16 protein-coding genes are annotated in these 20,196 nt (G+C 56.6%); 4 read left to right on the top strand and 12 right to left on the bottom strand.

The genetic code is table 11. The annotated features are described in order from the left end of the window. Positions 1-116: 116 nt before the first annotated feature. The 9 genes from bamA to rpsB all read right to left on the bottom strand — a co-directional run bounded on the left by bamA (position 117) and on the right by rpsB (position 10,094). Positions 117-2,651, bottom strand: a complete 2,535-nt coding sequence (bamA, locus tag WE862_RS09475) for an outer membrane protein assembly factor BamA (protein ID WP_042030264.1) — start codon at positions 2,649-2,651, stop codon at positions 117-119. Between the two features lie 34 nt (positions 2,652-2,685). Next, positions 2,686-4,038, bottom strand: coding sequence for a sigma E protease regulator RseP (gene rseP, locus WE862_RS09470; protein ID WP_042030262.1), 1,353 nt, complete (start codon positions 4,036-4,038; stop codon positions 2,686-2,688). Further along, the gene (gene ispC, locus WE862_RS09465; protein ID WP_042030260.1) at positions 4,038-5,234 is read right to left on the bottom strand and encodes a 1-deoxy-D-xylulose-5-phosphate reductoisomerase; all 1,197 of its coding nucleotides are present in this window, start codon (positions 5,232-5,234) and stop codon (positions 4,038-4,040) included. Before ispC ends, rseP begins: the two co-directional genes overlap by 1 nt. Then, entirely contained in the window at positions 5,234-6,091 is an 858-nt protein-coding gene (locus tag WE862_RS09460; RefSeq protein WP_041208079.1) for a phosphatidate cytidylyltransferase, read from the bottom strand. Before WE862_RS09460 ends, ispC begins: the two co-directional genes overlap by 1 nt. 27 nt (positions 6,092-6,118) lie before the next feature. Next, positions 6,119-6,895: a polyprenyl diphosphate synthase gene (gene uppS / locus WE862_RS09455; protein WP_042030259.1), complete on the bottom strand. Its 777-nt coding sequence runs from the start codon at positions 6,893-6,895 to the stop codon at positions 6,119-6,121. A 72-nt stretch (positions 6,896-6,967) separates the two neighbouring features. Beyond that, positions 6,968-7,525 (bottom strand): ribosome recycling factor, encoded by a 558-nt coding sequence (gene frr, locus WE862_RS09450; protein WP_033116094.1) that lies wholly within the window; start codon positions 7,523-7,525, stop codon positions 6,968-6,970. A gap of 48 nt (positions 7,526-7,573) precedes the next feature. Beyond that, entirely contained in the window at positions 7,574-8,308 is a 735-nt protein-coding gene (gene pyrH / locus WE862_RS09445; RefSeq protein WP_041208077.1) for a UMP kinase, read from the bottom strand. A gap of 71 nt (positions 8,309-8,379) precedes the next feature. Beyond that, complete coding sequence (gene tsf / locus WE862_RS09440; protein WP_041208076.1) at positions 8,380-9,261, bottom strand: translation elongation factor Ts; 882 nt, start codon at positions 9,259-9,261, stop codon at positions 8,380-8,382. A gap of 104 nt (positions 9,262-9,365) precedes the next feature. Further along, the gene (rpsB, locus tag WE862_RS09435) at positions 9,366-10,094 is read right to left on the bottom strand and encodes a 30S ribosomal protein S2 (RefSeq protein WP_005303470.1); all 729 of its coding nucleotides are present in this window, start codon (positions 10,092-10,094) and stop codon (positions 9,366-9,368) included. A gap of 371 nt (positions 10,095-10,465) precedes the next feature. Between rpsB and map the strand changes: the two genes are divergently transcribed. From map to WE862_RS09415, 4 genes are all read left to right on the top strand, one after another. Further along, entirely contained in the window at positions 10,466-11,254 is a 789-nt protein-coding gene (gene map, locus WE862_RS09430; protein ID WP_041208075.1) for a type I methionyl aminopeptidase, read from the top strand. 85 nt (positions 11,255-11,339) lie between these two features. Next, a complete protein-coding gene (gene glnD / locus WE862_RS09425; RefSeq protein ID WP_042030257.1) occupies positions 11,340-13,976 on the top strand; it encodes a bifunctional uridylyltransferase/uridylyl-removing protein GlnD in 2,637 nt (878 codons plus the stop codon). 173 nt (positions 13,977-14,149) lie between these two features. Next, the gene (gene dapD, locus WE862_RS09420; RefSeq protein WP_033116099.1) at positions 14,150-14,977 is read left to right on the top strand and encodes a 2,3,4,5-tetrahydropyridine-2,6-dicarboxylate N-succinyltransferase; all 828 of its coding nucleotides are present in this window, start codon (positions 14,150-14,152) and stop codon (positions 14,975-14,977) included. Between the two features lie 127 nt (positions 14,978-15,104). Next, entirely contained in the window at positions 15,105-15,488 is a 384-nt protein-coding gene (locus WE862_RS09415; RefSeq protein ID WP_033116100.1) for a DUF3461 family protein, read from the top strand. 172 nt (positions 15,489-15,660) lie between these two features. Here the strand turns inward: WE862_RS09415 and ptsG are convergent, their stop codons facing one another. From ptsG to WE862_RS09400, 3 genes are all read right to left on the bottom strand, one after another. After that, positions 15,661-17,091, bottom strand: coding sequence for a PTS glucose transporter subunit IIBC (ptsG, locus tag WE862_RS09410; RefSeq protein ID WP_042030255.1), 1,431 nt, complete (start codon positions 17,089-17,091; stop codon positions 15,661-15,663). A gap of 420 nt (positions 17,092-17,511) precedes the next feature. Continuing rightward, a complete protein-coding gene (locus WE862_RS09405; protein ID WP_042030254.1) occupies positions 17,512-18,483 on the bottom strand; it encodes a MalM family protein in 972 nt (323 codons plus the stop codon). 91 nt (positions 18,484-18,574) lie between these two features. Then, on the bottom strand, positions 18,575-19,894 hold the full coding sequence (locus WE862_RS09400; protein WP_042030252.1) for a maltoporin: 1,320 nt from the start codon (positions 19,892-19,894) through the stop codon (positions 18,575-18,577). Between the last annotated feature and the right edge of the window lie 302 nt (positions 19,895-20,196).

Genomic DNA, 20,196 nt, shown 5'->3' with positions numbered 1-20,196 from the left:
CTGATTTACCCGATTATGCAAGCGGCATTGACACCGTCTTGTTACCTGGTGAGGCACGCAAGCTGCGCGTCCCATCATTGAATACCCCCACCGCATGGGTGGGGGTGAAACACTCATCAGAAGGTACGGCCGATGTTGAACGAGAAGAACTCGGTACGGTCACCCTCATATTTCTTGATCGGCTTGGCCAGTGCGAATACCAGCGGGCCCATCGGCGAGAGCCACTGTAGGGAGACACCGGCAGAGACCCGGATGTTACCCGGGCTGGAGTAGTCCTGGCTCAAGTAGTTGCAATCCGCCCCGGAAGCACAGGGGTAGGCACCATTGGCAAAATCAGTGCTCCAGACAGTACCGGCATCAATAAAGGCGGTAGAGCGGATCTGCGGACGATAGGTCTCGGAGACGAACGGAGTCGGGAAGACCAGTTCGAACGAGGCCACTGCCAGAGCGTTGCCGCCGACCGAGGTATCGGAACCTTCGTACAAGCAAGAACCGTCAGCATTTGTCTGACAAGTCGGACTTTGTCCAGCAACAGTTGGCTTGTTATAGACCTTGTAGATCGCCTTGGGACCGATGGTATTGCTCTTGAAGCCACGCACCGTATCGAAACCACCGGCGTAGTAGTTTTCGAAGAAGGGGAGCATGGAGTCATTGCCATAGCCATTGCCGTAGGAGACACGCCCCTTGCCGATCATTACCCAATTGTGATCCGCATCGAGCGGGAAGTAGTGGGCATCTTCGGCGGAGAGCTTGTAGTACTGCAGCTCCATGCCCGGCACGGTCACCTTGGCGTTGACCCGCTGGCGATCACCGGCAGTCGGGAACATCCCCTTGTTCAGGGTGGAGCGGGTCCAGCCTGCGGTCACATCGACGGTCACGAAGTCGAGGTTGGAGCCATCCTGCGAGTAGAGGTTCCAGAACTGATCCATCTGCACCGACTGGCGGTTGTCGTTCCACTGATCCCAGCAGTAGTCAGGATTACTCTCATTATCTCTCAAGCACTGCTCATAATTTTGAGCATTGAACGACGGACGGCTCAGTTTGGTACTCTCGACACCGGTACTGAAGTCGAGCCGATTGAACTCGTTAACCGGGAAGCCGCTGGAGAGCCGGAAACCGAAGGTCTCATTCTCATAGGAGACAATATCCGCATCATCGGCGCGGAACTGGTTGTAGTAGACCCGGCCACCCAAGCTGACGCCATCGACGGTGAAGTAAGGGTCGTTGTAGCTCAAATCGACGTTCTTGGAGTAGTCGTTGGTACTGGCGTTGATGGCAACCCGCTTGCCGGTTCCCATGAAGTTGTCCTGGGAGATCCCCGCCTGCAGGCTCAGGCCCGATTCGGTACCGTAGCCCACCCCCGCGTTGATTGAGCCGGCTGGCTGCTCTTTGACCTTGAAGTCGAGATCGACCAGATCCTCGTTGCCCGGCACCCGCTTGGTATCCACTTCCACACTCTCGAAGTAGCCAAGGCGGTTGAGGCGGCTCTTGGATTGCTCGATGTTGTCGGAAGAGAGCCAGGTGCCCTCCATCTGACGCATCTCGCGGCGCAGCACCTGATCTTCGGTGGTGGCGTTGCCGGTGAAGTTGATGTTGCGCACATAGACGCGCGGACCTGGCTCGACGTTGACGATGAGCTCGACTTCCTTGGTCTTGTCGTTGATCTGCGGGAAAGTGACCACTTTCGGATAGGCGTAACCATAACGACCGAGGAACTTGGAGAGTACCTCTTCGGTGTGGGTGACCTGGCTTGCAGAGTAGGTGCTGCCCGCTTCGATGGGGATCAGCCCCTTCATCTCGCCGCCGCGGTCGATCAGATCGCCCTTGAGCTGGACGCCGGAGACCTTGTACTGCTCCCCTTCCTTGATATTGAGGGTGACGTAAACGCCCTTCTTGTCCGGGGTCATGGAGACCTGGGTGGACTCCTGCTGGAAGCGGATATAACCGCGGTCCATGTAGTAGGAGCGCAGGGTTTCAATATCACCGGCCAGCTTCTGCTTCTGATAGCGCTGATCCGCAGTGAAGTTCCACCAGGGCACCTCGTCACGCAGGGAGAGCTGGGCAATCAGCTTCTCTTCCGGGAAGACGCTGTTGCCGACGATGTTGATCTGCTGGATCTTGGCAGCCTGACCTTCGACAAAGGTGAACTTCAGATCAACCCGGTTGCGCGGCAGCGGAGTGACGATGGCCTTGACCTTGGCGGAATACTTGCCCACGCCATAGTAGAAATCTTCCAACCCTTTTTCGAGGGAGGTAAGCACGGTGCGATCCAGCGGGTCGCCGACACGGATGCCGGAGGACTCCAGACTCTGGGTCAACTGCTCCTCTTTGATATCCTTGTTGCCGGAGAACTCGATGCTGGAGATGGTCGGACGCTCCTTGACCATCACCTGCAGCACCTGACCATCACGGTAGACTTTCACATCCTCGAAGTTGCCCGAGGAGTAGAGCTTCTTGATGGCATTCGCCAATGCGACGGAGTCGACAGAGTCGCCAACCCGGATCGGCAGGTTCAACAGTGCCGCACCCAGGGTCACCCGTTGCAAACCTTCGACCTGGATATCTTGCACCACAAAAGAGGCAGGGGCCGCCTGGGCCAGGAAACTGGCGCCCAGCAGGCAACTCAACACCAATGCTTTTTTAACAGCCATTTTGTTCTTATGTGTCCTTGTTGATGCTCTGGCCTCAGAGGCGAGCGAAATCGTTAAACAGCGCAATGCCCATCAATAACATCAGAATGGCGGCACCGATCCTGAAACCCACTTCCTGAATTCTCTCCGACACCGGTTTGCCAGTGACCGCTTCGATAAGGAAATAGACCAGATGGCCACCATCGAGCACCGGCAGGGGGAACAGGTTGATGATCCCCAGGTTGACGCTGATCAGCGCCAGAAAACTCAAGAAATAGACCAGACCATAGTCGGCACTGCTGCCCGCCCCCTTGGCAATGGAGATGGGGCCGCTCAGGTTATCCAGCGACACTATGCCAGCAACCAGCTTGCCGATCATGTCAAAGGTGAGCGTGATCAGGCTCCAGGTCTTCTGGGCTCCCTGCCACAGGGCCTGCAAAGGGCCATACTGTAACAGAATTCGGTATTCATCCGGTAATGGAACCAGTTGCGGCGAGAGACCGACAAAACCAACCAGTTTGCCCTGCACCTTTCTGGTATCCGGGGTCAGGGTCACATCAAGGTCGCGGTTGTTGCGCTCGACCACAACCTGCAGCGGTGCACCCGGTGCCTGCTGCACCAGCTCGACGAACTGGGCCCACTCGGTGATCTCCTGCTCGCCGACCCGCTTGATGCGATCACCAACCTGCAAACCCGCCTTTTCACTGGCACTCTTGGCTACCACGGCCGACACCACTGGCAATACCTTGCCACCAAGGGGCACGATCCCCAAGCTGCCAATCGGGGATTCCCGGTCCGGATCAAACTTCCAGTTGTCCAGCGACAGATTCTTGTCGGTGGCATAGCTGGTCTGGGGGGCTTTCACCTTGAGGGGGACCGACTGATCGCCCAGATGGCTCAGCAGGGCATAAGTGACGCTCTCCCAGTCGCCGGTCTGCTCATCACCGACCCCGACAATCTCCATGCCCGGCTGGATACCCGCCTCGGCCACGATGGACGCAGGGCGCACCTCGCCAATCACCGGTTTTACCGCCGGCACACCGATCATGAACATCAGCCAGAGGGCAAACAGGGCAAAGACGAAGTTGGCCATGGGGCCAGCCGCAACGATGGCCATCCGGGCCCATACCGATTTGTGATTGAAGGCGTACTGCTCGTCACCGGGTTTGAGCTCATCCACCCGGCCATCCAGCATCTTGACGTAGCCACCCAGCGGGATCAGGGCCAGCACGTATTCGGTGCCGTCCTTGCCAAGATGACGCCAGATCGCCTTGCCAAAACCGATAGAGAAACGCTCAACCTTTACCCCGCAACGGCGGGCAACCCAGAAGTGGCCAAACTCGTGTACCGCGACCAGCAGGCCAAGGGCAACGACAAAGGCCCCGATATTCCACAACACACCGCCCATCAGCCAAGCTCCTCAATCAGGTGGCGAGCACGGGCACGCGCTACGCCATCCAGGGCAAACAGATCCTCGAGGGAGCTCACGGCACTGCTCTCCAGCGCCAGCATCACCGCCTCGTTGATCCGGGCAATATCCATAAAGCCAATCCGCTCGGCCAGGAAGGCAGCAACTGCCTCTTCATTGGCCGCATTGAGCGCAGTAGTCGCTGCCTGCCCCTTGTGGCAGGCATTGATGGCCAGCGCCAGGCAGGGATAGCGATCGTAATCAGGCCGGATAAAGCTGAACTCTCCGACACTGAAGAAATCCAAAGGTTCCACGCTGGAAGGGATGCGATTGGGATAGGCCAGCGCGTGGGCGATAGGAGTGCACATATCGGGGTTGCCGAGCTGGGCCAGCACGGAGCCATCCTTGTACTGCACCATGGAGTGGATCACCGACTGCGGGTGGATCACCACCTGGATCTGCTCGGGCGCCGCATTGAACAGCCAGCGCGCCTCGATATACTCCAGCCCCTTGTTCATCATGGTGGCGGAGTCGACCGAAATCTTGGCCCCCATCGACCAGTTGGGGTGAGCGATGGCTTGTGCCGGCGTGACATGGGCCAGCTCGTCAACCTCGGTATAACGGAACGGGCCACCGGAACCGGTCAGCAGGATCTTGCTGATCCCCGCCGCCGCCAGATCGCAGAAACCGGGTTGGCGCTGCACCTCGGTCGGCAGGCACTGGAAGATTGCATTATGTTCGCTGTCGATAGGCAGCAGCTCGGCACCATGTTCACGTACAGCCTCCATGAAGAAGGCACCGGACATCACCAGCGCCTCCTTGTTGGCCAGCAGAATGCGCTTGCCGGCACGTACCGCTGCCATGGTGGGCGCGAGTCCGGCCGCACCGACGATGGCAGCCATTACACTATGAGCATCGGGGTGAGCGGCTACGTCGCACAGAGCGGCGGCACCAGACATGACTCTGGTCGCACTGCCGTGCGCTTGCAGACGAGCAGCCAACTCACGGGCGGCCACCCCATCGACCATCACCGCAAAACGGGGGGAGAATTCGAGACAATCCCGCAACATGGCATCCACGTTGCGGGCGGCGGTCAACGCCAGCACTTGCCAACTGCCCGGGTTGTGGCGCAGCACCTTCAGGGTACTCTGACCAATGGAGCCGGACGCTCCCAGAATAACCAGAGACTTGTGCATCAGAACTCCTGGCTGAGTAGCAGATAACTGAGCAGGAACACCGGCAGGGCGGCCGTCAGGCTGTCGATCCGGTCGAGGATGCCGCCATGGCCAGGCAGCAGAGAGCCGGAATCCTTGATGCCCGCTTCACGCTTGAACATGCTCTCGGTCAGATCGCCGAGTACCGAGGCGAGCACCGCCAGCAGCGAGCAGAACAGCACGATCCCCATCTTGGCTGGCACAAAACCCATGAACCAGGTCACACCCACCGCCAGCAGGCTGGCAGTAAAGAGGCCGCCACACATCCCTTCGATGGTTTTACCGGGGCTCACAGCCGGTGCCAGCTTGTGTTTGCCGAACGCCTTGCCGAAAAAATACGCGCCAGAATCTGCCGCCCAGACCAGACCCATGACGAACAGCAGGATCCAGGCCCCCATCATGGGGTCGTGATAGAAGTTGTAACCACGGATGGCCACCAGTGACCAGAAGAAGGGAACCAGAGTCACCAGACCAAACAGGGACTTGAGCCAGACCGACTCTTTCCACAGCTTGGCGCTTTGCGGATAGCGCAGCACCAGCAGCAAGCCGAGCAGCCACCAGCTGACAGCGGTCCAGAGTACGCCCATCACCAGCGGATGCAGATGAGGCGTCCAGAGCTGCTCCACCGGCAGCCAGAACAGGCTGGCCCCGAGCAGCAGGCAGAATACGATGGGTAACCATTGTTGCGGGGCGGCAGAGACAAAGCCGCTCCATTCACGGCTGGCCAGCAAAAAGACCAGCGCAGCCAACAGGGCAAAAAACTTCAATGGCAGAAAGAAAAGCGCCCCCAATACCAGGGGGATCAACATCAAAGCAGTAATAATTCGTTGTTTTAGCAAAAGAAACCTCTCTCTTGGGAGCGGGGTTTAGCCGGTCTGCTGCTCGGCGATCAATTCCCGGATCTGTTCACCCGTGCAGCCGAAGCGGCGTTCGCGGGCAACAAAGGAGGCAACGGCCTCACTGAACTCGGCCTCGTTGAAATCGGGCCACAACACCGGGGTAAAGTAGAGCTCGGCATAGGCGAGCTGCCATAAAACAAAATTGCTGATGCGATGGTCACCACCGGTACGGATCAGAAGATCCACCGGGGGCAGATCGGCCATGCATACCTCGCGGCCAAGCATGGACTCATCAATCTGGTCGGCTGACAATTCACCGGCCGCCACGGCAGTGGCCAGCTTGCGGGCCGCCTGGGCGATATCCCACTGGCCGCCATAGTTGGCCGCAATGTTCAGGGTCAAACCCTTGTTGTTGGCGGTCAGCGCTTCCGCCTTGGCGATCTTGGCCTGCAGCCGCTCGCTGAAGCGGGCGGTATCACCGATCACCTTGAGCCGGATGCCGTTGCTGTGAAGCTTGCTCACCTCACGGCCCAGCACGGTAATGAAGAGCTCCATCAAGGCACTGACCTCCCCTTCCGGGCGACGCCAGTTCTCGCTGGAGAAGGCGAACAGGGTCAATGCTTCGATCTTGGCCCGGGCGGCAAAGGTCACCGCCTCACGCACCGACTTGACGCCAGCCTTGTGCCCATAGACCCGCATCTTGCCACGGTTCAGGGCCCAGCGGCCGTTGCCATCCATGATGATGGCGACGTGACGGGGCAAAGAGGTGTTGGCGCAATCACCCAACGCAGCCAAAAGCGACATGGTTTTCTCCCACAAAGACAAAAGCGCCGTGCAGGGGCACTACACGGCGCTCGTAATATACCTTTCAGGCGCTTAGATTTCCATTAGCTCCTTCTCCTTTGCAGCAAGGGCCTCATCGACCAGCTTGATGAAGGAGTCGGTCAGTTTCTGGATCTCTTCCTGAGCGCGACGGTCGTCGTCTTCGGAGATCTCTTTGTCCTTCAGCAGCGCTTTCAGATCGGCGTTGGCATCGCGACGGATGTTGCGCACGGCAACACGAGCGTTTTCCGCTTCACCACGAACCACCTTGGTCAGGTCACGGCGACGCTCTTCGGTCAGCGGCGGCAGCGGCACACGCAGGCTCTGGCCGTTGCTGGAGGGGTTCAGACCCAGATCGGAAGTCAGGATCGCTTTCTCTACCGCCTGGATCATGGAGCGGTCAAATACGGAGATGGAGAGGGTGCGAGAGTCTTCGGCTACTACGTTGGCCAGCTGCTTCAGCGGAGTGGCCGCACCGTAGTACTCAACCTGGATACCGTCGAGCAGGCTCGGGTGAGCACGGCCGGTACGGATCTTGGACATCTGGGTCTTGAGTGACTCGACACTCTTGCCCATGCGCTCCTTGGCGTCGTTTTTAATCTCGTTGATCACAGCGGTTTTCCTTTTGGCGAACGAGCCGCCGCGCGGCTCGCATCTATCTTATTTGCTGACGTGATGGATCAGGGTACCTTCCGGCTCACCCATGATAACCCGGCGCAGGGCACCCGGTTTGTTCATGTTGAACACGCGGATCGGCAGATCATGGTCACGTGCCAGAGTAAAGGCAGCAAGATCCATCACCTTGAGCTCTTTTTCAAGAACTTCATCATAACTCAATTCATGGTACAGCACGGCATCCGGATTCTTGACCGGATCTTCGTTGTATACACCATCAACCTTGGTGGCTTTCAGCACCACGTCGGCTTCGATTTCGATCCCGCGCAGACAGGCCGCAGAATCGGTAGTGAAGAAGGGGTTGCCAGTACCGGCAGAGAAGATCACCACTTTGCCTGCACGCAGCTGGCTGATGGCTTCGGCCCAGACGTAGGAGTCACAGATCCCCTGCAGGGAGATGGCAGACATCAGACGGGCATTCACATAAGCACGATGCAGGGCATCACGCATGGCCAGACCGTTCATCACGGTTGCCAGCATACCCATGTGGTCGCCCACCACGCGGTTCATACCCGCTTTGGCAAGACCGGCACCACGGAACAGGTTGCCGCCACCGATGACCAGACCGACCTGAACACCCAACTCAACCAGCTCCTTGATCTCTTGGGCCATCCGATCCAACACCGCCGGATCAATGCCGAAACCCTCGGCGCCTTGCAGGGCTTCACCACTCAACTTCAGAAGAACACGTCTGTATGCAGGTTTGGGATTGGTACTCATGTCACTGATTCCTGGTCATATAAAGACCGCGACATAAGTCGCGGTCTGGGGAAACGGAAAAACCGGTTCGATTAAGCCTTCTGAGCGGCCGCGATTTGAGCTGCAACTTCAGCAGCGAAATCGGTCTCTTGCTTCTCGATGCCTTCGCCCACTTCGAAACGGGTGAAGGAGACAACGTCAGCGCCTTCTTTCTTCAGCAGCTCGGCAACGGTCATGGAAGGATCTTTCACGAACGGCTGACCAGTCAGGGAAACCTCACCGGTGAACTTCTTCATGCGGCCTTCAACCATCTTCTCGGCGATCTCTTTCGGCTTGCCGGAGTTGATGGCGATGTCGATCTGGATTTCGCGCTCTTTGGCAACGACGTCAGCGGAAACATCTTCCGGCTTGACGAACTGCGGGCTGTTGGCAGCTACGTGCATGGCCAGATCTTTGGCCAGCTCGTCGGTACCGCCAGTCAGCTTGGTGATAACACCAATGCGGGAACCGTGAACGTAGGTACCCAGGTTGTCACCTTCAACCAGCATCACGCGACGCAGGTTCATGTTCTCACCGATCTTGGCGATCAGGTTGGTGATGGTCAGCTCTACGGACTCACCGTTGCCGAAGTCAGCGGCTTTCAGCGCGTCAACGTCAGCAATCTTCTGGGTAGCAGCGATCTCGACGATCTTCTGACCCATGGCCAGGAAACCGGCATCCTTGGAAACGAAGTCAGTCTCGCAGTTCAGCTCGATCATGACGGCAACGTTGCCTTCGGTACGGGCGAAGATCACACCTTCAGCGGCGATACGGCCAGCTTTCTTGGCGGCTTTGGCCTGACCGGATTTACGCATGTTCTCAATTGCCAGCTCGATATCACCAGCAGCTTCTTCCAGTGCTTTTTTGCAATCCATCATGCCAGCGGCGGTGCGCTCGCGCAGTTCTTTTACCAGGGCGGCAGAAATGTTTGCCATGTCCAGTATCCTCGGTCTTGAATTGACAAGAAACAGGGGCCACAAGGGCCCCTGCTAACCAATTACATCAGCTTGGTTAATAAGGGCTTTGCAGTCCTTATCAATTACTCAGCTTCAACGAAGCCATCTTGTTCAGCTTGAACAACGATGTCCTGAGCGCGAGCTTCCAGTACGGTGTCAGCAGCAGCATTCAGGTACAGCTGAACAGCACGGATAGCGTCGTCGTTACCCGGGATGACGTAATCAACGCCGTCCGGGTTGGAGTTGGTATCAACGATGGAAACTACCGGGATACCCAGGTTGTTGGCTTCTTTGATAGCGATGTGCTCGTGGTCGGCATCGACAACGAACAGAACGTCAGGCAGGCCGCCCATGTTCTTGATACCACCCAGGCTCTTCTCCAGCTTTTCCATTTCGCGAGTACGCATCAGCGCCTCTTTCTTGGTCAGCTTGTCGAAGGTACCGTCCTGGCTCTGGGTTTCCAGATCTTTCAGGCGCTTGATGGACTGACGAACGGTTTTCCAGTTGGTCAGCATGCCGCCCAGCCAGCGGTGGTTAACATAGAACTGGTCGCAACGCTCAGCGGCTTCTTTTACGGCTTCAGACGCGGCACGCTTGGTACCTACGAACAGTACCTTGCCTTTCTTGGCAGCTACGGAGCTGATGAAGTTCATGGCATCGTCAAACATCGGAACGGTTTTTTCCAGGTTGATGATGTGAACTTTGCTGCGAGCACCGAAGATGTAGGATTTCATTTTCGGGTTCCAGTAACGAGTCTGGTGACCGAAGTGAACGCCGGCTTGCAGCATGTCGCGCATAGAAACTTTAGCCATTTTATACCTCTGTATTGGGGTTAGGCCTCCACACATCCCATATAACCGACCCGTTAAGGCACCCCGGCATATGTGTCGATGTGTGTGTGTTGTTTAAGTAAGGGTGATGAAATCGGGACGCAAGTTCCCCATTCCGGCGCGCTTTATATCATAACTTTGGCCACGACACCACCGGAGCGAGGCTAAACGAGCGCTAAATATGGATCTCGTCAACGGAGGTTGCGACTGCCATTTGACGTTGTGATGACAATCACACTGGAAGTAGGCGGGGGTTGCGGATAAAATTTTGGCCTGATTGCAAACGCATCTATTTTTCATTACCTGTCCAGCCTGTCCTCGCAGGCCCAGCGGCAGGCCGCAAGAGAGATCCCATGTCCATTAAAATCAAGACACCGGAAGAGATTGAAAAGATGCGCGTTGCCGGCCAATTGGCCGCCGATGTGCTGGTCATGATTGCGCCCCATGTCAAAGCAGGCGTCACCACTGACGAACTGAACACCCTTTGCCACAACTACATCGTTGATGTGCAGCAGGCTATCCCGGCTCCGCTCAACTACCACGGCTTCCCCAAATCCATCTGCACCTCGGTGAACGATGTGATCTGCCACGGCATCCCGAACCACAAGAAGCTGCGTGATGGCGACATCATCAACCTCGACATCACCGTCATCAAGGATGGCTACCACGGCGACACCTCTGCCATGTTCATCGTGGGCGAGACCACCCCGCTGCGTCGTCAGCTCTGCAAGATTGCGCAAGAGAGCCTCTACGCCGCTATCAAGAAGGTGCGCCCGGGTGCCTGCATCACCGAGATCGGCGCAGTGATCCAGCCCATCGTCGAGAAGGCCGGGTTCTCTGTGGTGCGTGACTACTGTGGCCACGGCATCGGTGCCGAGTTCCACGAAGAGCCACAGATCCTCCACTACCGCAACGGCGGCAAGCTGGAGCTGAAGGCGGGCATGTGCTTCACCATCGAGCCGATGGTCAACAGCAAGAAGTACCACTGCAAGGTCAATCCGAAGGATGGCTGGACCGTCACCACCAAGGATGGCGGCGACTCCGCCCAGTGGGAACACACCCTGCTGGTGACCGAAGATGGCTGCGAAGTGCTGACCCTGCGCCCCGACGACACTATCGACCGCTTCATCAAACACAGCTAACATCGAACCCCGGCCCTTAGCGAAAAGCGCCGGGGTTTTTACTGCCCGTTTCAGCCATATGCCTGCCACTTGTGTGTGAGATGCCATGGACGCCAGCCTGCTTTCCCCCCACCTGTTACCCGACGACCAGCTCACCCGCGACAACTGCAAAGAGTACCTGAGCCGCTTTCTCGGCTGGCTGCATGCCCGCTTCGATGCCGGTGACAATATCATCGAGCTGGTCGCCACCCGCTCCGAATATATGGATCAACTGCTCTGCCGCCTCTGGCAGAAGTTTGGTTTCGACAAGAGCGACCTCACCCTCATCGCGGTGGGGGGTTATGGCCGTGGCGAGCTGCACCCCCACTCCGACATCGACCTGCTGATCCTCTATGACGGCGACGAGCTGGACGAAGTGCTGGGGCTGCGCATCGGCGAGTTCATCACCCTGCTGTGGGATCTCAAGCTGGAGGTGGGTCAGGCGGTGCGCAACGTGGCGGAGTGCATCGAGCAGGGCAAGGCCGACATCACGGTGGCCACCAACCTCATTGAGGCGCGCTACATCACCGGCCGCAAGGAGGGATTCCTGCAGCTCAAGGAGGCCACCGGCCCCCAGCACTTCTGGCCGAGCGAAGCCTTCTTTCGCGCCAAGCGCCAGGAGCAGGCCGAGCGGCACCAGCAGTTTCTCGGCACAGCCTACAAGCTGGAGCCGGATCTCAAGTGCAATCCGGGCGGCCTGCGCGACATCCAGACCCTCGCCTGGGTCGCCCGTCGCCACTTCGGCGCCACCACCCTGTTCGAGATGACCAGCCACGGCTTTCTCAACCGCGCCGAGTATCGTGAGCTGCTCGACTGCCAGAATTTCCTCTGGAAGGTACGCTTTGCCCTGCACATGGCCATCAACAAAGGCGACAACCGCCTGCTGTTCGACCGCCAGCGCACCGTGGCCCAGATGCTGGGCTTCGAGGGGGAAGGCAACGCGCCGATCGAGCAGATGATGAAGCGTTTCTACCAGACGGTGCGGCGGGTTGCCGAGCTCAACGAGATGCTGCTGCAACTGTTTGACGAGGCGATCCTTGGCAACAGCGCCATGGATGTGCGCCGCCTCTCCGACGAGTTCCAGCTCCGTGGCCGCCTCATCGATGCCGTAGATGCCGAGCTGTTCGCCCGCGAGCCCGCCGCCATCCTGCGCCTCTTCTACCAGATGGCCCAGCATCCCGAGATTGCCGGTATCCACTCCGCCACCCTGCGCCAGCTGCGCGAAGCGCGGCGCAAGCTCAACTGCTGGCTGCAGGATCTGCCGGAGTGCCGTCGCCTGTTCATGGCGCTGCTGCGCCACCCCAACGGTATCGGCCTGCCGATGAGCCTGATGCACAAGTACGGCATTCTGGCGGCCTACCTGCCGCAGTGGAACCTCATCGTCGGCCAGATGCAGTTCGACATGTTCCACGCCTACACGGTCGATGAGCACACCCATCGGCTGCTCAAAAACATTCACGGCTTTCCCAACCCGGCCAATCGCCAGAGCCACCCGCTCTGCCACGAGGTGTTCACCCGACTGCGCAAACCGGAGCTGCTCAGCATCGCCGCCCTGTTCCACGATATCGCCAAGGGGCGGCGCGGCGATCACTCGGAACTGGGCGCCGTCGATGCGCTGGAGTTCTGCCAGCTGCACGGCCTCGATCGCTACGAGAGCCGGCTGGTCGCCTGGCTGGTGCGCCACCATCTGCTGATGTCGGTCACCGCCCAGCGCCGCGATATCTATGACCCCGACGTGGTCACCGACTTTGCCCAGAAGGTGCGCGACGAGCAGCATCTTGACCTGCTCTACTGCCTCACCGTGGCCGATATCTGCGCCACCAACGACACCCTGTGGAACGACTGGAAGGGCACCCTGCTGCGCGAGCTCTACTTCGCTACCCAGAAGGCGCTGCGCCAGGGGCTGGAGAACCCGCCCGACATGCGGCTGCGCATTCGCGAGAACCAGCGTCAGGCCAAGCAGCTGCTGGCGCAGCGCGACGTGCCGGAAGAGGCGATCAACCAGCTCTGGGGCGACTTCAAGGCCGATTACTTCCTGCGTCACAGCCCTGAACAGATCGCCTGGCACTGCCGCCACATCATCGAGCATGGCGACAACCCGGCGCCGTTGGTGCTGATCGGCAAACACCCGACCCGCGGTGGCAGCGAGGTGTTCATCTACTGCCGCGACACGCCGAACCTGTTTGCCACCGTCGCCTCGGCGCTGGATCAGAAGAACCTCAACATTCACGACGCCCAGATCATGAACTCGCGCAGCAACTTCGTGCTCGATACCTTTGTGGTGCTGGAGCCCAATGGCGAACCCATCAGTCCCAACCGCACCGCCACCATCAAGAAGGCGCTGGAGAAGGCGCTGCAGGAGCCGGGCAAGCTGGTGCTGCGCAACAAGCCACTGTCACGGCGCCACCGCCAGTTCAGCGTACCGACCCGGGTCGTTTTTCTGACGCACAAGGGGGAGAGCCGCCACACCCTGATGGAGCTGACCGCCCTCGATACTCCCGGCCTGCTGGCGCGGATCGGCGCAGTGTTCCAGCAGTGCGGCCTGTCGCTGCACGCCGCCAAGATCGCTACCTTCGGCGAGCGGGTCGAGGACTTTTTCAGTCTGACCAGCCTCGATGGCGAGCCATTGACGGCAGAGCAGCAACTGCAACTGGAAGAGCGGCTGGTGCATCAGCTCAATCCGCAACAATTTGTCATGGAGTGAGTGCAATCTGATTCGAAAGAGGCTGTTTTCACCTCCGTTTTCCCATACCAAACAAATGGTTGGCTGGGAAATATGAAAGAAATGGTCGCTGGCCGGAAGAATTCCGGTCAGCCACTTAAAAACAGTCGGAAAAGTGTGATACAACAAACAGAATTTTTTAAAGGAAACCTGTCATGACCGAGTTGCAACAGATCATTGAAGCGGCCTTCGAGCGCCGCGACACCATTACCCCGAGCACTGTGGACAGCGCTACCAAATCCGCCATCCTGCAAGTCATCGAGCTGCTGGACTCCGGCAAGGCCCGTGTTGCCGAGAAGATCGCCGGTGAGTGGGTTGTTCATCAGTGGCTGAAGAAGGCGGTACTGCTCTCGTTCCGTATCAACGACAACGGCATCATCAAGGGCGACGACGCCCAGTACTACGACAAGGTTCCCCTCAAGTTCTCCAACTACACCGAAGAGCAGTTCAAGGCTGCCGGTGTACGTGTGGTGCCGCCGGCGACCGCCCGCAAAGGCTCCTTTATCGCCCCCAACACTGTGCTGATGCCCTCCTACGTCAACATCGGCGCCTACGTTGACGAAGGCACCATGGTCGACACCTGGGCCACCGTCGGTTCCTGCGCCCAGATCGGCAAGAACGTGCACCTCTCTGGCGGCGTCGGCATCGGTGGCGTACTGGAGCCGCTGCAGGCCAACCCGACCATCATCGAAGACAACTGCTTTATCGGTGCCCGCTCCGAAGTGGTTGAAGGAGTGATCGTCGAGGAAGGTTCCGTTATCTCCATGGGCGTCTTCATCGGTCAGTCCACCCGCATCTATGACCGCGAAACCGGCGAAATCCACTACGGCCGCGTACCGGCTGGCTCAGTGGTCGTCTCCGGCTCCCTGCCCTCCAAGTGCGGCAAGTACAGCCTCTACGCAGCCGTGATCGTCAAGAAGGTCGATGCCAAGACCCGCGCCAAGGTCGGCATCAACGCCCTGCTGCGCTCCATCGACGAGTAAGCCGTTTTATCGTGATTTAAAGGGCGCCTGATGGCGCCCTTTTGATTTTGGCGCCGCTGTCACAGGCAAGCAGCACAAGCTCGGTTAAGATAGATGGGACAGGATCGTTTCAAACCGAGGAAGCCTGATGTACGAGAATCTCAAGAGCCTGGGGATCCAGGATCCCGCCTCCGTCGACAGCTACACCCTGCGCCAGGAGGCCAACCACGACATCCTCAAGATCTACTTCAAGAAGCAGAAGGGCGAGTTCTTCGCCAAGAGTGTCAAATTCAAATACCCGCGCCAGCGCAAGACCATGCTGGTCGACTCGGGCACCCATGAGTACAAGGATGTCACCGAGATCAACGCCAACCTGAAATACGTGGTGGACGAGCTCGACAGCCTGACCCAGGGCGTTCATGTTCATGCCGACCCCGATATCAAACAGAAGATCCTGCGCGACCTGCGCCATCTGGAAAAAGTGGTACAGAACAAGATCAGCGAAATCGAACGGGATCTGGAGAAACTCTAACCCTCCCCCTCTTGCTTAAAGAGCGCCCGATGTGGCGCTCTTTTTATTGCCGCGTACCAGCAATACCGGTCAAGCGCTTCATGACATACTCAGTTCCCAGTCACCAAACGGCACAAAAAGAAGAGGGAGGCTTGCGCCTCCCTCTTCCGGAACCTGATGTCAGGCAACTGAATTAGTTGCTCTTCATCCAGATGTCCATGTCGGTTTTCAGGTTGTCGGACTTGGTACCGAAGATGGCTTGTACGCCGGAACCAGCCACTACCACACCGGCAGCCCCCAGTTTCTTCAGACCAGCCTGGTCAACCTTGGCTACATCTTTCACGCCAACACGCAGACGGGTGATGCAGGCATCCAGAGAAGCGATGTTCTCTTTACCACCGAAGGCAGCAACCAGAGCGGCGGACATTTCGTCTTTACCTTGGCCAACAGTGGACTCGGTGCTCTCGTCTTCACGACCCGGAGTTTTCAGGTTCATGGCACGGATAACGAAGCTGAATACCACGTAGTAGATGGCAGCGTATACCAGACCCAGACCAACCAGCAGCATCATGTGGCTGGCACGCGGGGACTGAACAACGAAGTCGATGAAACCGTTGGAGAAGGTGTGACCGTGTACGATACCCAGAGTGTTGGTCAGCACGTAAGCCAGACCAGCCAGTACAGCGTGGATAGCGTACAGTACCGGAGCAACGAACAGGAAGGAGAACTCGATCGGCTCGGTAATACCGGTCAGGAAAGAGGTCAGGGCTGCAGAGGCCATGATACCTACTACCTTGGCACGGTTCTCCGGCTTGGCGGCGTGAGCGATGGCAAACGCAGCGGCAGGCAGACCGAACATTTTGAACAGGTAGCCACCAGCCAGCTGACCGAAGCCGTTACCGGCAGCGCGGGACGCGTCATCGGCGGTCAGGAAGCAGGTCATGATACCGTGAACAGTTTCACCGGCACCGTTGACGCAGGTACCAGCCTGATAGAAGAACGGTACGTTCCAGATGTGGTGCAGACCGAACGGGATCAGAGAACGCTCAACCACACCGTAGATACCGAAGGCCAGTACCGGGTTCTGGTTGGCAGCCCAGTCAGAGAAGGCACCGATAGCGCCACCAACAGGCGGCCAAATGACGGAGAGGATGACACCCAGACCGATAGAGAGGAAACCGGTGATGATGGGTACGGCACGCTTGCCGGCGAAGAAACCCAGATACTCGGGCAGCTGGATCTTGTAGAAGCGGTTGAAGGCCCAGGCAGCGATACCACCGGCCAGGATACCACCCAGCACACCGGTCTCGATGCTCTCAACACCCATGACAGGTGCCATTACCTTCAGAGTGGCGACCATGATGCCGTAGCCAACGATGGCTGACAGACCGGATACACCGTCGTTATTGGTAAAGCCAAGGGCGACACCCACTGCGAACAGCAGGGCCATCTGGCCAAATACGGAACCACCGGCCTGTTCCATCAACTGGGAAACAATTTCCGGCATCCAGCTGAAGTGGGCAGCACCCACCCCCAACAGAATACCTGCAACTGGCAGGACTGATACTGGCAGCATCAGCGCCTTACCAACCTTTTGCAGATTAGCGAAAGCATTTTTCAACATTGTGTGCGCTCCTGAATGGATTGTCGTCCCTGAACGATTTATTAGGATGAACCAACGACTCTTCATCGAAATATTATCGAATGGGGTTTGCTTATTTTGACCATCAGAATATAACCCAGCAGGTCGTAAATTTCTGCTTTCGATGAGAGAGGAATATTGATTTTGGAGGGAAGATCACAACTTGTTCTGGAGAGAGAATTACATGTATTTTTAGGATGCAACTGTACATGCTCACTCTATTACATTTAAATATAAACTACAGTTTCGCTTTGTATTTTTATTATTCCTAACAATACACACAGAAACAGCATGTAACCCAATGTAACAAGCCTATTCTCTATTATTACAGTCTACCGATTAAAAAGGCCTCCAACAAGGGAGGCCTTAATAAATATAGTGTTCACTCAAATTTGCTTGAGCTTATTTTTGCGAACGCTTCACCGCATCGACAAATACCTGTTTCGCTTTGGTCGAACCGGCACGTTCGGCTTCATTGACCAGCTGCATCGCCTTGTCGATATCGCCCGCTTTCACCGCCTTCTCGATCTGGGATTGATAGAAGGCTTCGGTTTCACTCAGCATGGCAGGAGCAGGTGTGGCTGGTGCTGCCACCACAGCGGCCGTGACACTACCAGCAGCAACAGCAGAGGTCACCGCTGGTGCGCCTTTACCCATCGCAACCTTGTCTGCATATTCAGGCTTGAATACTGCCTCCAGTCCCTGGCCTTTGGCCATATCCACAACCTTGATCTGTACAAGACCCCATGGGGAATGAGGGATCACAGGATCCTTGATATCCGGCTCTACGGTGCCATTAGCGCGGGCAAAGGCTTTGGATGGGTGCAGGATTGTGGTGCTGCCAGATAGCTGATCTGCTGGCGCATAGACGATCATGTAAGTTTCGCTAGCCGGGTTTCCGGGCATGCTGCGATCCACAAAGACACGCCCTTCAATACGGTCGTTATCAAGCAAGTGAGCAGGCTGATAACTAAATACCGAATCACCCAGTACGCGAGTCACCTTGAACTGGGCATCCAGCATGATGACCTTGGGAATCATCACAGTTTTACTTACCTGAGATGCCAGACTGATCGCCAGATTGCCAGTATTGGTTGGAAGACGATAAGCCGCAAAGTAACTCATCCCCTCATCAAACTGGAAGGCGGGTTGCTTGCCATCGATTGCCAAAAGGGTATCCCCTTCTGGCAATCCCACATAGTTAAAATCACTGAACCCGCTGCAGCAACTGCTTGCCTGCGAAAGAGCCTGCTTAGCCTGTTCGGCATTACTCAGGATGGATGCGTGATCCTGTACGGGCACAACCATGCTACCGGCGCAACCGGCCAGCAGCGCAGTGACCACAGCTGCAATAGACATCTTTACCAGTTTCATTCTTCTTATCTCCATAACCCGGTTGCCGTCACCCGGCGAAACAAAACTGCCCCCATACGGGGGCAGTCACTAACTTAACTGAAACAGCTGCTTACCACCAAGCTTCTGCTTGCACACCAAAGTTCCATGTATCTTTAGCTGTATTGCTATCGAAAGGAGTTTTAGCCATGTCGTTCTTGTCAAAGCCAACATACGAGGCAAACACACGAATTTCAGGACGAGCCCAGAAACTGGAGCCAGCAGACCAAGCTTGAGCCAGAGTCAACTTGTAACCAGAATCTTCCAAGGAAGAACCGTTAGTAGACTTGTTCTTGTCCTTGAAGTAGCCACCCTCAAAAATGGTCTTGTTGAAGTCATCCCACTTGTACATCGGACGCACAACGGCTGACATGGTTTCCCATTTATCGTTGCCATCCCACATTTCATTGCCTACACCGTAAACCAGCTGGTGTCCCATTTCCCAAGAGTTCCCCATAGGAACTACACCGTGGTTGATAAGGCGGAAGCCATCAGCACCATCTTTAGCTTCTGCACCGTACCAAGAACCATCGCCCCAAAATGCAAATGCTTTGGAATAACCCTCAGTACCATACTGAACAACCGATTTGTTAAAGCCACCCAGCACACCGGCAGTCAACTCAGCGGTGAACATCACGCCATCTTTGGCATTTTTGTATTGAGCATTGCTTGAATTTTTCTGAGCGTCAGTTGGATTGGCAATTGCGTAGTCCACACCAACTTCCAGAGAGGCGTCTTGCCACAACGGAATGCCCGCATAACGCAGATCCAAGGTATTAACATTCAGATCATCATTGTAAGTCCAGCCATCGTCGGTACCACTGCGGTCATTACGTACCCATGCAAAAGAGACTTTGCCAGGACCAGCTTGGATACCCTCGATACCAGCACCAGCACCGGAAATGTTCCAGTAGTAGAAGTCAGAGATGTGGATGTCGTGGCGTTGATAGTAACGCTTACCTGCCCACAGAGTGGCTTCCGGCGCGAAATTCAGCAGGCCTTTAGCTTGGACGTTGAACTGACGAAGTGCAAAAGTTGCATCTTCTTTATTATCACACTTAGTCAAAACACCATTAGCACCAGTGCACTGGAAACGAGACTCTGTAGATTCCCAGTCGTTTGATCCATTAGAGGTCATGGCAACCATGGAATCGACATAGAAAGTCTTGCCATCCTTGTTGAACACTTCCTGACCAAGCTGGACTTCACCATAAGTGTCATCTTCATGACCCAGACGGCCAACTTTTTGTTTTTTAATAACGGTCTGCATGTCTCCATCTTTGGAAACACCGACACCGGAACGGAAGTAACCGTGGAAATCTACGGCAAAGGCGGCTTGGGAAGCCAGGGCGGCAGTAACAGCTGCAGCAATCGGGAGCCACTTCATTTTCATTGTCATATTCCTTATTTCCCGCTGTGAGGAGTGTGATCCTGAATATTTATCACCGGGCAATCCTGCTGGTGATAACCGAGGTCGATTATAGGGAGCGCATATCGCGACAAATATGAACCGACTCACAAAATGGCGACAAATCGCTCGGCAAACGATCGCCTCACACCAATGACGCAAAAAACCCAAACACAAAGCAATAACTAACCAATCACATCAAAAATGAAGCAATCAAGATCAACCTGAAACCGCTCTCATTGATTAATTCGCGACGAGATGAAAGTGAATATTTGATCACTCATTGG

Origin of the sequence: Aeromonas jandaei (assembly GCF_037890695.1) — a bacterium.
Lineage (GTDB): Bacteria > Pseudomonadota > Gammaproteobacteria > Enterobacterales > Aeromonadaceae > Aeromonas > Aeromonas jandaei.
The sequence above is the reverse complement of the archived record's forward strand: the minus strand, read 5'-3'. Positions and strand labels throughout refer to the sequence as shown.